Here is a 14449-nt window from a genome sequence, read left to right as displayed (position 1 = left end):
ATTTAGTCCCCATTTCAGTTAATGCTGAGAAGATAAGATAGAGAATCAGGAACCCAGCGCCCGCAAAAAAAGCCAGTAAATCGTTATCCATAAGTGCTGTTAGTTCAAACTTTGCTAATCATAGCGGAATCACCTAATATGAAGCATTTTTCTGATTCTACAATCTTTGGTCTTCTGGGTGCAAACTGTACCAGCCATACCAGTGACGAACTGCCAGCCAAACGGCCGAAAGCAAACCCGCTAAACTAAGGGTTAGTCCGCTAAACGGTACTAATAATCCAAAAATAGGTAATACTGCTCCAGCAATAGTGGCGACGATCGCAGCGAGAGAAGCTCTGCGGCTAGCTCCCAATCCCCATGTTAAAATTAGCAAAATAATGGAAATTAAAGTCCAAGCTAACTGAGGATTGATAACGCGGGCTAGATAGGTCAAAGTCAATAGACAAGCAAAGAAAATACTAGCAGCGATCGTAATATTTCTGAAACTCATTGGCAGTGATAAATATAACAACAATATCCACCACAAAAATATTGCCGGTGCTAGCAATAGAAGACGCGGAATTACCCCCGTATGACGAATGGGTTCGGTGTTTGTAAAGACTCCAAATGGATTTTTGACTGAAACATTATCGTCAAATTTCCAAGTAAATTGCGTACTGCGTCCGTTAACTTTAATCTCATTCGGTACAACACCACTAGCAAAATCAGCAGGAACAAAGTTAGCAATTGCTGTGAGGCTAAAATTAGAAAGTAACTGTCCTGCGGCACTATAAACCCAGCGCGGCCCTCCTTGAGCTTGATAGGTGACTCGAAAGGTGGTTTCTTCTCCTGGTTGTAGTCGGAAGGGAAAGCCATAGTCTCCCGGATTGGTTTGTTGTAACCTAGTACCGTCACGCTCAACTTTGTAGCTAGCAAGCAGTGTATAGCCGTTGGGTGGCGGTGCTTCAAAGAAAAAATTATTAATATCCTTGAGTTGGTTAATTACTTTATAATCAGCAGTGTAGTTTGCCTGATAAATTGAACTGCGACCTGGAACATCTACACTTTGGTCAAGCTTGACTTGAATTTGCGAACCCGCCAGCGTTAAGAAGCGATTGATCTCTCGTGTCTCATTCACCTTGACAATTTTGCCATTGACTTGGGTGTTATAAGAGTATGGCTCTTGAATAGAGTAGCGAACTTGAGGCGCAAATTGTTCGAGTTTTTCACCTGCGACACTTTCAGCCACTTGAGCCACCCTTGCTTGTTCCCAGTAGTGGTAACGATTGCTCAAAGTTGAACAGAGAAAAAATCCTGGTACTAATAAAACTAATATTAGAGTTAAATGCTGTAATCCCTGTAAAAGTTGGGAATAACGAATCGCCCATTCGCCGATGAATATTACTTGTTCTGGTTGGCTGCGACGCAGAGAAAAACTGATCAGTGCGATCGCAATTCCTAAGGCTACAATCAAAAATACTAATAAAAGTGAAGCTTTGAGCGCTTGGGTTCCAAATTGGACAAGCTCAATTGGATGCGTCAAATCAGGTAATCCGGGAATACCTTGAGCAGAAGATGACATTGGTTAATTTTTGCATAATTTGAAGAATCAGACCAATAAAATCTCTTAAAAGTTTCTGAAAAGAGGTATAAATTATTCCCCAATCCTCAATTCAACTTTGTTTTTTCAGAATTTCCTTTAATTTCTTCTCATAGAAAAATTCCTTTTCTCCCATAGCTGGAACTAAATCAGTTAACCAGGTTGCTTTGTCGTCATAACGTGCAAAAAAAGGACGTTTACACCAATCGGGATCGCGTCCTTGTAAAAAAGAAAGTACAAACACTTTCTCGCCATAAATCTCAGTTACGCCATCCACTGCAATTTTACCTGGTAGTGCTGACATGACTGGCCCGCGAGCGGTGCGAGCTAATCCAGACACTTTTTGTATTGCTGTTTGATAAATTTCCCAAGCGCGAATAATTGGCAATTCAAAATAATGTTTTGCTCCAGTATCTCGTTCCATAAACATATAGTAGGGAATGCAACCAAGGCGAACTTGTTCTTGCCACATTTTTATCCATACTTGTGGACAATCATTAATTCCCCGCATGAGTGGCCCTTGGGTACGAATTTGTGCGCCTGTACTACGAATGCGTTGGATCGCTGTTTGAGCAATTTCAGTTTTGATTTCTGTTGGATGATCGTAGTGTGCCATAATTGATAGATGTTTGCCTGAGCTAATCACTTTCTCAAACAAACGTAAGACATCATCAGCATCTTCATCTGTAACAAAGCGATAAGGCCAGTAAGCTACCGATTTAGTCCCAATCCGAATTGTTTGGATATGTTCAAAACCCGAATTGAGCAGTGGTTCAATATATAAAGCCAGATGTTTCGCTTTCATTGTCATTGGATCTCCGCCAGTAATTAAAACATCTGTGACTTCTTGATGTTGGCGGAGATAATCTTGAAAAAGTCCTGATTCACGAGTAGCAAATTTCATTCCGTCCATCTTTACAAACTGGGGCCAACGGAAACAAAATGTGCAATATGCGTGACAAGTTTGGCCTGCTGTCGGAAAAATCAAGACTGTTTCGGGATATTTATGTTGAATTCCTGGTACTGGTTTTCCATCTAAAGTGGGAATATTATGTGCCTGTCCGCCTGGATGGGGGTTAAGTTGCGATCGCGTCGTATTTACTACTTGACGCAGTTCTTCTGGTGTAGAATTTTGCAGATGCCAAATAATCTTGTCTAGAGATTCAGGAGCCAACATTTCTTTTTGAGGAAAGGTGAGGCGAAAGATGGGATCATCGGGAATTTTATCCCAGTCAATCAGTTCTTCTACTACGTAATTATTGACACGGAACGGCAATACTTGGGCAACTGCTTTCATTGCCAAGCGGTCTGCTATTGAAATTTTTTGCAGTTGAGGCAGCCGATCTATATCTTTAATTTCATATAATTCAATTTTTTTAGGGTTAAGTTGCGACATTTAATTAATATTATTTTTTTATCTATATATATTTTTTTTAACGTAGACGCGGAGCGGCTTGCCGGAGGCTACCGCAAAGGACGCAAAGGAAGAGAAGGAAGAAATGCTTAATTTAACTATATTGAAATATAGTGACGCTTTCGCAATAGTAGGAACAAGTTTATTTTGAGAAATCATCCGACGGATGTAATTTGGCATAATGGCAATCGTCACAAAAAAATAATGAGACTCAACAATAAGAAACTAATACACATTTGAAAGAGTGCAATTAAAGAGTATAGTTGTTATTTTTCATTAACGAATTAATCTTCAATAGCACCCAATTCTTTAAGTGTATTTGTTTGTTCTTCCCCTAGACCAGAAACACCTTTGATATTCATTCCTTCATAAGGTCTTTTTGGCATAAGGGTTTTAATACACTCTCCAGTTGTGACATTCCACTGCTTAATAGCCCCATCCTGGGAACCACTATACAAAGTTCCATCGGGACTGAAGGTAACAGAACGAACCCAATTATTATGTCCTTCTAAAATTATTAAAGGTTGACCTGTTTCAACATCCCAAATTTCTACAGTGTGATTAACGCAAGCACAGCCAATAATCTTACCATCAGGACTAAAAGCAACAGAACGTATCCAATCATTATTGACTAAAATTTTGCAACATTCCCCAGTCTGAACATCCCACAGCCGTACTGTTTTGTCATCACCGCCACTAGCTAATAACCCTCCAAGTTGCCCTTGTGAAGAGAGGATGGGGCTAAAAGCAACAGACCAGATTCGCATAGTATGTCCTTCTAAAACCCGAATACATTTCCCGTCATGAACATTCCATAGCCGCAGTGTTTGATCATCACTTCCACTAGCAAGGATTTTATCATCAGGACTAAAACTGACAGACTGCACCCAATTTGTATGTCCCTGTAATGTTTCAAAGCATTGACCAGTGCGAACATTACATAGCTTGATGTTGCAGTCAATACTGCTACTAGCTAGAATTTGACCATCATAACTAAAAGCAATAGAGCGGATGCGATCGCTATTTTGCAAAATTTTCACGCACTGTCCACTCAGAGTATCCCAAATACGGATGGTTTGGTCATCACCGCCGCTAGCTAATAGCCCCCCAGCTAGCGGACTAAAAGCAACAGACCAAAGGCGGCCTGCGTGTCCTTCCAAAGTACTGATACATTCTTCAGTTTGAACATCCCACAGCCTAACGGTTTTATCATCATTGCTACTAGCAATTATCTTCCCATCTGGACTCAGGGCTAGATCGTGTACCCAATTGGTATATCCCTGCAAGATTTGGATACATTGATAATTTTCGATCTCCCAAAACCGAACGGTTTTGTCATAGCCACCACTAGCAAGTATTTTTCCGTCGGGACTAAATGCAACAGACAGAATAGAATTACTATGTCCTTCTAAAGTTTTTAATAATTTCCCCGTTTGAATATCCCAGAGTTTCACTGTTTTGTCGTCACTACAACTGGCGATGATCTCTCCTCCTTGTGAAGAGGGGATCGGACTCAAGGCTATAGAATGGATTAAATTAGTGTGTCCTTCTAAAGTTTTTAATAACTTCCCTGTTAGAACATCCCAGAGTTTTACAGTTTTGTCATCGCTACAACTGGCGATGATCTCTCCATCAGAACTAAAAACTACGGACTGGACTAATTTTGTATGTCCTTCTAGAGTTTTTAGACATTTACCTGTTTTTACATCCCATAACTTCACAGTTTGGTCAGCACTACCACTTGCGAGGATTTTTCCATCAGGACTAAAGGCAACAGAACGAACAAAGTTGCTATGCCCCTTGAAAATTTTCCAACATTTTTGGGTATCCAGATCCCAGAGTCTAATAGTTTTATCACTACTAGCACTAGCGACAATTTTGGCATCAGGACTAAAGACAACAGACCTGACCCAGCTAGTATGTTCTTCAAAAGTTATGAGGAGTTTTTGGCTAGCAACATCCCAAAGTTTTACAGTATGGTCATCACTACAACTAACTAAAGTTTTACCATCGGGACTAAAGGCAACAGTTCTTACCCAATTAGCATGTGCTTTCCAATGAAATAGTTGCTCACCATAAGTAGCTTGCCAAAAGCTAATCCGACCATCAGCGTCACCTGTAGCAACAATTTCTCCATTTACAGGATTAAACGCCACTGATAAAATACTATCGAAGATTCCTGTAAATACAGATTTAGATAAGTCGGAGTTCGCAAAGTTTACATTATGTAGGTTCACATTGATTAGGTATGCTTGCCATATCTTTAAAGTAGAAAAATCACATCCACTTAAATCAATTCCCAGATGACAAAGAAGGTTAATAATATTCCCCCCAGCATAAGCAGATGTCAAAGGAGTGTTTATTTGCAGCAATTTTATAATTTTTAAGAGATGTTCTTTAATCCGGTCTTTATTGCCAAATTTATTAATTAGCTTTTCAATAACTGGTCCTAATATTACACGAATTTGAGCATTTCTAATTTTTCCTTCTGTTTGCGCTTTGAGTAAGGCATGACTTTTTAACAAGGAAATATTTTCTAGAGTAACCTCGGAAACAATTTCTTCACAAACCTGATTAACAAATTTGCTAATGATATATTCCATGACTACAGCTTGGAGCATGAATTTTGCCAAACCCTTCTCGTTAAAGATTAGCGATCGCCGCCGCAGTGACTCTAAAGCTTCAATTAATTCTGGTTGTGATGTCGTTGAAATAATATCTGCTTGTAATTCGACAAATGAAGTAGGTTTGCAATTAGTTCCTAACCAGTATAAAATCTCTTTTTCTAAGTTTGATAGCCGATTAAACTGCTGTTCTAATAAATTGCGGATATCTCCAAATAGCACAGATATATCACAACTAATGAACTCTGATATATTGCTACCGAAAACTTCTTGAATCGTATTACAAACGATTTTTAAGGCTAAAGGATTACCCGCATACTGATTAATTAACTTGTTCCAGTCTTTCTCTGAACCTAAAAAATCACCTTTGCCCACAAATATACTTTTTGCGGCGATGTTTTCTAGCCCACTTAGCTGCAAGGATTTAACTTTAAGATTGTTTCCTTCTAAGGTGATAATTTCTTTAGGACTTTCACGACTGGTTAAGACTAAACAGCTTTGATGAGGCACTTCCCCAACTTGTCGAAAGAATTCTCCATATTCTTCATATCCTTCTCGATATTGACCGACATAATCACCTCCAAGTAAAACTGACTCGACATTATCCAGTACTAATAAACAGCGATGTTTCCGCAAATAGGCAATCAATTGCGAAATTCCTACTTCTTTAGGCTCATTCTTTTTGGAGAAAAACTCAATCAGGTCTGCAAAAATCTCCTTGACAGAGGGTGCATGACGTAGCGATCGCCAGATAACATATTCAAACTGTTCCTGAATTTTCTGTGCCAGCTTGATAGATAAGGCTGTTTTGCCAATTCCCCCCATCCCAAATATTCCCACCAGTCGGGAACGATCTTTATTTACCCATTGCTCTAAAACATCTAACTCCGACTCACGCCCAAAGAAAACGGGGACATCAGGCGCTTCGCCAAAATCATAACAGGATGAGGTATTAACTACTGTTGATAACTGATATCTTTCCTGGAAGATACTCCTAATCACTTCTAATTTCCCAGGAGTACTCCCAGCAACGTCAAACTTTTGGTAAACCGAACCAAGCCGCTTTCGTACTGCTGCGGCACTAATTTCGAGAGTGGTGGCAATAGATTCTGCCGTTTGGCCAGCTAAAGCTAGAAGTAAGGCACTTACCTCAGCCTCAGATACATTGTGTTCGGCTGTAACCGCTCTCAAGAAACTTTCAGGAATTTCCGTCATGAAATAAATTTCTCCAGCCAAAACTATTTATCGATATGTGAGGTAGATGTGAGATATATTTTTACTGCTTTATACCCAAATCTTCTCTTTTTATTCTTATTCCCCAACACTAGTAGGGAAGCGGGTCGGGAGTTAGGTCTGTATTGGACTTAACCACAAACCCGATAAATTTATGGGGTTTCCCAGTCTCTAGTCCTGCGCGTTGGCGTAGCCGTCGCGGACATCGCCTAGCATCTTACAGAAAAGTGAATTGACAAGATATTTACTAAACTATACTCTAAATTATCAAGTTGTCAATTTCTACCTATCAACTTATTGACAAGATTAATAAAGTAAATGTAGAATCGATAACAAATTAGGTGTGAATCGCGAGGATAGCTGAAGTAACTAGCACTGAGGTACCCCACACTATGCCAACACCTGACGTTTCAAATTCTGCTCAGGAATTATTTGATTTACTTGAGAAAGATATTCTTGCTTGTCACACTTGCAAGGATGGAATGATTGAAGTGAGTATCCGCAAGATCGGAACCGATGAGTTTGAAGTGCGTGTCATCTCTTTTCGAGGTTCTTTTCGTTGCGTTCATGCGGATCTAAATAGGTATTTAGAGGAGTTACCGACAGATACGCAAAGTCAGGTATCTATCTATCGCGATCGCTTTCGAGTGGGATTGAGGGGATTGTTAAAGAATGGGTTTGGACTACTCAGCCTAGACTTTTCTAAATGTAAGAGGGGAAATACCGCGCCGATATTTGGCTGGATGGTATCTGAATTGTTGGATATTGACTAAGTTTGGTTGTTTTTTTGTTGATTCTTCTAAGTAATTACTAAAAGCCACTGATTTCACCTCAAGCTTTAGAGAAACAGTAGAAAATTGTTTTCGTTATTGAGGTTAACAAGTGAATAGTTTTCCAGCCCAAGAGAGTCTAGAAAAAGACTACAGCAGGGTTGATATGGTGCTAAAAAGTGCCACGTCAACCCTGTTATTTTTTATCAATTTATCAGGAGGAAAATATGGATACAAATCGTCACAGCTTTTTATTTCGTTTGACTTCGCAGGTTCTTAAATATTTTGCATTGGGATTATTTGGTCTAGTGATCGCTTACCTGATGTCAGCGATTTTTGGAAGTTCACATATTGCAATGAGTCTACTACCCTTGGTTTTATATTGGGTTATTTTCCGGTGTGGGCTGATTCTTCTTTGCTTAATATTGACGACAGTAATCTTTGAATCTGTTCGTTAACATCTCACAACTAATATTCGACTTTCACATCTTGTATCATTCTCAACTAATATCCTCGCTCACTCTCAATGAATAATATTGCTACCAGTGTGAAAGTCTGAATTCCTTTGCAAAGCTTTTTAGAGCCGTAAAAATTTCGTCTCTAATTATCCCTAGCAGTCTTGAGAATGTGCTAGAAGATTTTACCAAGCTAATACATGATTTTTGTGCAAACAATCAGCCAATAAATTATAAGTGGGAGGCGGAAGTAAGGATGACAAAAAAATACAACAATTTTTCTGGCCAAGAACAATTTCATCCTATATTAGTGATTTTAGTAGCAGGTTCACTCTCCTTGGCAATTGTTGATCAGAGTAATCGCCCTGCATACTTTGATATTGTAAAAATTGCAGTTGTTTATTTTTTTGGCACAACTAAGTCCCAAGAAAATATTAATAAGTCTAAGAATTTAGATGATTCAGAAATCCCAGACAGCCTAGATAGTGCAAAATGTAATGATAGTCAAGACAAACCTAAATGAACGTGAGTTCGATGAACCTCTCCCTCCCTTTCCGAAACGGAAAGGGAGGAGCAACGAAAAATTAAGCTTTTTGCTCCCCTCTCCGTGTCGGAGAGGGGCTGGGGGAGAGGTCAAATAAGACTTGTCGAACTCACGTTAAATGAATATCTGAACTAGTTAACAAAACTTAAAATAGAAGCAAAATCAAAACCCGGTCATAAAGACCGGGTTTTGGGCGGAAACAATGGGGTTATATTCCCCGAAGGTTTGTTATAGAAGTTCAGTATAATATCGATGCTCTGATATGTACTACCACCCAGTTGCGATCGATTCCGGAAAATTAGCTAAGAATTTTTGACTACCCTTGTTTTATCTCCCAAAATACAGCAACCAACTGGTCGCATCAGCATGTAGGATTGAAAAATATTAATTTTCCGGCTTTTGCTGATGAACAATGCATTTAGTGCCTGGCAAGAATGGCTAACAGTATTCGCTTATCTAGGTTTCACCGTCTTCATTATCTGGCGTGTGTTTACCGCCGAGAAGAATTAAAGAAGCTACATATCATCTCACCAGGGCTTTTTTGCTCAAAGGACAAAACAGTTCCATCCTGTTGAACCTTGAATCGCTCACGGCAATTGTAAACCTCGGTAAGTCTTTTTACTCCATCTACACTAATGGTTGCTCTATATTCCCAATAATTTTTTGCACTTCGGCTGATACTGAGAATGCAAATCTGGTGATGTAGCTTTAGCCCATCGTAGACATCGTAATTGCGGCATACATCTGCAAAAGCCGGATGTACCACTGAGAAAGGCAGTATTAATAACGCAAAAAATATTATGTATCTAATCCTGTCCATAAAAAATTATTTAATTACAGCTATTTTCAGGTAAATAGACCACGCGGTAAGGGCACAGCATTGCTCATTGGTGTCAACTTAAGCTGAAACTCCTTTAAAACCTCGTTTCCAGCCTCAGGCTGGAAATGCTGATTCTGGCGGCAGAGCCTCAACGACGGGCATTCCCAGTCGGAGACTGGGAACGAGGCAATCTAAAAGCTGGTTCTAGGCTTGCTTTCACATTAAGTTGACACTCATAAGCAATGACTGTGCGCTTACGACTTTTCCTAGTTTGACAGACCAGAGATTGCATGTTCCCTAGCACAAAAAATATGGCAAGCACTAGCAAAAAGGCTGATACTACCATAAGTGCTATTTTTCGCTCAAGTTTACTAAGCTAAATTGAACCATGCTCAAACACCTCCTCTACTTTGAGGGTAGACATCTAGTGCATCTGTTCATGTACCATACCCTAATACCAATTCGTAATATCCTTCTCCTACAGGAGACGCTACGCGAACGGGAAGCCACATTTTGTGCATCTACGTAATTGAGAAAGTCAGATTACACTTAGCTGGGTTTCCGCCGTTTATATCTGTAGTCTTATTTTGGAGAGTTTAAATAACAGAATGTGCAAAAAAAGTCAGTCGTAAGGACTATAAAATTGCAACCAAAAAGAAATTTTGAGCAATCTTGGATTACACGCTGTTTTGCAGCAATACTGCTCTTTGGTCAGGTATGGCTACATTTACTCCAAGGAAAAACATACTATCGTAAGATTCTGCAACATCTCGTGACTGCTGGGCCAGGTTCTATCTCTCCAGTTCTTCTTGTCAGTGGTTTTGCCGGAATGATTTTTACTATTCAGACGGCGAGGGAATTAGTCAGATTTGGGGCTGTCGATGCAGTGGGAGGTGCTTTTGCCTTAGCTTTCTGTAGAGAATTGGCTCCCATTTTGACCGCTAGTATTATGGCAGGACAAGTAGGTTCTGCTTTTGCAGCAGAAATAGGTGCAATGCGAGTCACCGAGCAAATTGATGCACTTTATATGCTCAAAACTGATCCAATTGATTATCTAGTACTTCCTAGAGTAATTGCTTGTTGTTTGATGGTGCCTTTGATGACGATTTTAGCTTTAGTTACAGGCATTATCGGCGGAATTTTTGCCGCCTCACAGTTTTACCAAATTATTCCTGAAACATTTTTAGAATCAGTCAGAAATTTTTTACAGCCATCAGATTTGTTTATTATTTTACTAAAAGGGTTTATTTTTGGAGTGCTGGTTGCTGTCATTGGCTGTAGTTGGGGTTTAACTACTAGAGGGGGAGCAAAAGAAGTAGGAGAATCGGCGACAAAAGCAGTTGTTACTAGTTGGGTGTCAATTTTTATTATGGATTTTTTCCTCTCTCTACTGCTGTTTGAACAGCCTGCATTTTGAACCTAAGTATTGAACTGGGGATTGGGAATCGGAGTCTCTTAGAGGTTGTTTGAAAAGTCTAAATTAATACTAAGCACGGCGATTAGAAATCGCAGCTATACAGACGAAACCCACCTCCGTGGGTTTGAAAGACCTAGTTTTTGGTTAGTCCACGCAGAGGGACAATGCCAGTGTAGTAGCGAATTATATTCGCCAAAAACTTTTCAAACATTCTCTTAAGATAAGTACGTGGATTTAGACCCCAACCAAAATATTGAACCTCACGCGACTTTGAGTCATGTGAGGTTGGTTCAAAAGTAATGCTGATTCTGAATCGTTGGCACAGCCCGCAGCAGGTATCGCTAGCTTTTTTGGGTAGACTTTATGACATTAGCGAAATGTGGGAATATATTAACTTATAAATTAGCCCACCCAAAGCTAAACCTCCCAATGAAAAGATAGACGCAGTGGAAAAGGCTAACCCTTCCCTAAGACCCGCTCTTTGAAAGTCTATCCTGACTAATATAGTCGCTGAAATGATGAGTAAGGTATCAAGAAATACCCGAAACCAGGCAATCATGATAAAAAATAAAAAAGCTGCTAAGACGGCAACACCAAAAGTCCTGGTATTTGATTTAAGTAAAATACTGTAGTAGTATGTCATCTTCGGCCAAGGAGCGGTCAACGTTACGATTAAAAGCAAGATAGCAACTACAGTTACCACCCACACAAAGAGAGGGGCACGAGTTTCAGATATTACCCAACCCAAAGTACTATAACTAAGCAGTACTAGCGCCAGGGAGACCCAAGGAACTCTTTTCAAAATTGACATGGGTTAATATTCCTAGTACAGAGTCAAGATTTTATTCGATAACTAACAATAACTAAGTGTAGTAACTCAAGACTTGATTTTGCTTGAGAGCTTGCTCAGTTTATGATGGCTGTCCTTGCTCAAGGATATCCCAGTATAAAAGGAGTTTTTTAGGATGTGGGTATCAATGAGACAAGAAACCAGAAGTTTTTGCAGATGAAATTATGTAGATTTTGGTTATATGGCTTAAACTGGTAAGTCTATCATCATATTTTCTTATAGCTTCAATCAATAGGCTGTTATGCTCTTCCCAAGAAAGCCAAACAAGTTTGTCGATAATTGCGGTACAAAGTAGTTAAATATGTTGTTAAAGATTTGTAAACTGTTAGCAGCCGAGTAGCCGCGTGTCACATCTTGTTAAGGAATTATCATGAGACAACTTGTTATTGCTGAACGCGTATGCCTCATTGGTCATATCGTGTCAAAAGCCTTTGGACTAGTAGGGATGCTACTGGTCGTACCTAATGCCGAAATAATTTTAAGCTCGTCGCAGGTTGGAGAAACTGCCATAGAGTTAAGTATGGCTGGCGGTGGTGTAGTTGATATCATCTTGGGGACAATAGCTGTCTCTATTTATGCTTACCGGACGTTGGGATTAGGAACTTGGCTAGCATTTATGTTGCCGGCTGTGTTTATCTCCTTGGGGAGTGAACTACTGGGAACTAGTACAGGATTTCCATTTGGTGATTATAGTTACTTGAGTGGTTTGGGTTATAAAATTGGGGGGCTAGTTCCTTTCACAATTCCCTTATCTTGGTTCTATGTTGGGCTGTCGTCTTACTTAATTGCTAGAACTGGTTTGAAAGTGGCTCAAAAACCCAGTTGGGGACGCCATATTGCTGCTATAGCTGTTGGTGCTTTACTCTTCACTTGCTGGGACTTTGCCCTTGAGCCAGCTATGAGTCAATCTTCTTTGCCCTTCTGGTATTGGGAACAACCAGGAGCTTTTTTTGGAACACCTTACCAGAACTATGCAGGTTGGTTTGGTACTAGTGCCCTGTTTATGAGTGTGGCAGGATTATTGTGGAGAAATACCTCGATTAAATTAGAGCGATCGCAACTTAATCTACCTTTAGTAGTTTATTTAACTAACTTTGCCTTCGCCGCCGGTCTTAGCTTGGCAGCTGGGTTCTCTATCCCTGTGTTACTCGGTTTATTACTAGGTGTAACTCCTGCCCTAGCGCTGTGGTTCAGGAGTTCAACCACACTTACTGAAGTTACTTTTGAACCAGTAACCAAAGAAGTATCAGTAGCCAAGGTTGAAGTTGCCTTGAAATAAGTCTATTGGGGACTGGGGACTGGGGACTGGGGATTGGGGACTGGGAACTGGGGAGACTAGGAGAATACCCACCTAATGCCCCATGCCCCATGCCCTTCAGGAGTGCTGAGTACTGAGTGCTGTTAGCGGTAGCGGGGCGTTTAGCCCGTGCTGAGTAAAGAAGTGAGATTCCCCACTCAGCACTCGGAACTCGGAACTGTTTTGCCCAATGCCCCACGACCAATGCCCAATGAATAATGAATAATAACAACGCTTTGATAGTAGAAAGCGCCATTTGCCTTTTTTTGCTACTTATCCAATTACCAGCAACGGCGATTTTGTTTTCGCGCCTATTAAAGGGGCCAAGACGCCATCCTCCAATAGAACCCCAACAGCCAACACCTGAGCTTTTGGGTAAGGTTAGCGTAGTTGTTCCTACACTCAACGAGGCGCTTCGCATTAGCCCTCTGTTGGCTGGTTTAAGTCAGCAAAGCTATGAAGTTCGGGAAATTATGGTTGTAGACAGTAAGTCAAGTGATGGTACTCCCGACTTGGTAAAAGCCTCACAGCAGAAAGATCCGCGCTTTCGCTTGATGACAGATGATCCCTTACCCTCTGGTTGGGTGGGGCGGCCTTGGGCGTTGCATAATGGTTTTCTATATAGCTCAGAAGCTAGTCAGTGGTTTCTGGGGCTGGATGCTGATATCCAACCACATCCTGGTTTAGTTGCTGGTTTGGTGAAGATGGCCGAAGCACAAGGCTATGACCTTGTTTCCCTTTCACCCCAATTCATCCTCAAATATCCTGGGGAGTGCTGGCTACAACCTGCTTTGTTGATGACTTTACTTTACCGATTTGACCCGGCGGGGATCAATACAGAGCGGCCAGAACGAGTAATGGCAAATGGGCAGTGTTTTTTGTGTCGTCGCTCCGTTTTAGCGGCTGTAGGTGGTTATAGCAGTGCGAAGAGTTCTTTTTGTGATGATGTTACCTTGGCACGAAATATTGCTGCTCAAGGGTATAAGGTAGGCTTTTTAGATGGTGCAAAGGTGGTAAAGGTAAGGATGTATGAAGGGGCAATAGAGACGTGGAAGGAATGGGGGCGGAGTCTCGATCTTAAGGATGCAACTTCTCGTTCTCAGTTGTGGGGAGATTTATGGCTACTCACATCTGTTCAAGGTCTACCCCTTTTAATCGTCCTTACTTTTTTGTTGATTTCTCCCCCACTCTCACATTTGCCCATTCCCCCACTCTTGCTACTGGGACTGAATTTATTCCTGGTAGTAATTCGCTTTGCGATGCTGATAGCGATCGCACCTTCCTATGATCGCACAAGCGCTAAAGGCAGCTGGTTGTTCTGGCTTTCCCCTTTTGCCGATCCCTTAGCTGTACTGCGAATCTTCTTATCTGCATTCAACACGCCGCGCGAGTGGCGAGGACGCAAGTATAGTGCTGAGTTGTGAGTGCTGTTAGCGGTAGCGGGGC

9 protein-coding genes are annotated in these 14449 nt (G+C 40.8%); 5 read left to right on the top strand and 4 right to left on the bottom strand.

The annotated features are described in order from the left end of the window. Nucleotides 1-157: 157 nt before the first annotated feature. The 3 genes from V7L07_RS24675 to V7L07_RS24665 all read right to left on the bottom strand — a co-directional run bounded on the left by V7L07_RS24675 (nt 158) and on the right by V7L07_RS24665 (nt 6832). Nucleotides 158-1561: a hypothetical protein gene (locus V7L07_RS24675; protein WP_335061458.1), complete on the bottom strand. Its 1404-nt coding sequence runs from the start codon at nt 1559-1561 to the stop codon at nt 158-160. A gap of 91 nt (nt 1562-1652) precedes the next feature. Beyond that, a complete protein-coding gene (locus V7L07_RS24670; protein WP_335061457.1) occupies nt 1653-2975 on the bottom strand; it encodes a KamA family radical SAM protein in 1323 nt (440 codons plus the stop codon). Nucleotides 2976-3277: 302 nt separating this feature from the next. Next, the gene (locus V7L07_RS24665; RefSeq protein WP_335061456.1) at nt 3278-6832 is read right to left on the bottom strand and encodes an NB-ARC domain-containing protein; all 3555 of its coding nucleotides are present in this window, start codon (nt 6830-6832) and stop codon (nt 3278-3280) included. A 410-nt stretch (nt 6833-7242) separates the two neighbouring features. Between V7L07_RS24665 and V7L07_RS24660 the strand changes: the two genes are divergently transcribed. From V7L07_RS24660 to V7L07_RS24650, 3 genes are all read left to right on the top strand, one after another. After that, entirely contained in the window at nt 7243-7623 is a 381-nt protein-coding gene (locus V7L07_RS24660; protein WP_335061455.1) for a hypothetical protein, read from the top strand. A gap of 708 nt (nt 7624-8331) precedes the next feature. Further along, nucleotides 8332-8598, top strand: a complete 267-nt coding sequence (locus V7L07_RS24655) for a hypothetical protein (protein WP_094348752.1) — start codon at nt 8332-8334, stop codon at nt 8596-8598. Between the two features lie 1484 nt (nt 8599-10082). After that, the gene (locus V7L07_RS24650; protein WP_334764006.1) at nt 10083-10856 is read left to right on the top strand and encodes an MlaE family ABC transporter permease; all 774 of its coding nucleotides are present in this window, start codon (nt 10083-10085) and stop codon (nt 10854-10856) included. A gap of 361 nt (nt 10857-11217) precedes the next feature. On the opposite strand, the gene V7L07_RS24645 is transcribed toward V7L07_RS24650, so the two are convergent. Beyond that, nucleotides 11218-11667, bottom strand: coding sequence for a hypothetical protein (locus tag V7L07_RS24645; protein WP_335061454.1), 450 nt, complete (start codon nt 11665-11667; stop codon nt 11218-11220). Nucleotides 11668-12076: 409 nt separating this feature from the next. On the opposite strand from V7L07_RS24645, the gene cruF reads away from it, so the two are divergent. Both cruF and cruG read left to right on the top strand, forming a co-directional pair. Beyond that, nucleotides 12077-12985 carry a gamma-carotene 1'-hydroxylase CruF gene (gene cruF / locus V7L07_RS24640; RefSeq protein ID WP_335061453.1) on the top strand — a complete coding sequence of 303 codons (909 nt, stop codon included), beginning with the start codon at nt 12077-12079 and terminating at the stop codon, nt 12983-12985. A 236-nt stretch (nt 12986-13221) separates the two neighbouring features. After that, on the top strand, nt 13222-14427 hold the full coding sequence (gene cruG / locus V7L07_RS24635) for a 2'-O-glycosyltransferase CruG (RefSeq protein WP_335061452.1): 1206 nt from the start codon (nt 13222-13224) through the stop codon (nt 14425-14427). Nucleotides 14428-14449 lie beyond the last annotated feature (22 nt).

The organism is Nostoc sp. (genome assembly GCF_036916985.1).
Taxonomy (GTDB): domain Bacteria; phylum Cyanobacteriota; class Cyanobacteriia; order Cyanobacteriales; family Nostocaceae; genus Nostoc.
This window is presented reverse-complemented; position numbering and strand designations above follow the sequence as displayed.

What these genes read in the sequence shown, in the direction of transcription:
- V7L07_RS24675 (WP_335061458.1), bottom strand. Translation starts at nt 1,561, where the DNA reads ATGTCATCTTCTGCTCAAGGTATTCCCGGATTACCTGATTTGACGCAT.
- V7L07_RS24670 (WP_335061457.1), bottom strand. Translation starts at nt 2,975, where the DNA reads ATGTCGCAACTTAACCCTAAAAAAATTGAATTATATGAAATTAAAGAT.
- V7L07_RS24665 (WP_335061456.1), bottom strand. Translation starts at nt 6,832, where the DNA reads ATGACGGAAATTCCTGAAAGTTTCTTGAGAGCGGTTACAGCCGAACAC.
- V7L07_RS24660 (WP_335061455.1), top strand. Translation starts at nt 7,243, where the DNA reads ATGCCAACACCTGACGTTTCAAATTCTGCTCAGGAATTATTTGATTTA.
- V7L07_RS24655 (WP_094348752.1), top strand. Translation starts at nt 8,332, where the DNA reads ATGACAAAAAAATACAACAATTTTTCTGGCCAAGAACAATTTCATCCT.
- V7L07_RS24645 (WP_335061454.1), bottom strand. Translation starts at nt 11,667, where the DNA reads ATGTCAATTTTGAAAAGAGTTCCTTGGGTCTCCCTGGCGCTAGTACTG.
- cruF (WP_335061453.1), top strand. Translation starts at nt 12,077, where the DNA reads ATGAGACAACTTGTTATTGCTGAACGCGTATGCCTCATTGGTCATATC.
- cruG (WP_335061452.1), top strand. Translation starts at nt 13,222, where the DNA reads ATGAATAATAACAACGCTTTGATAGTAGAAAGCGCCATTTGCCTTTTT.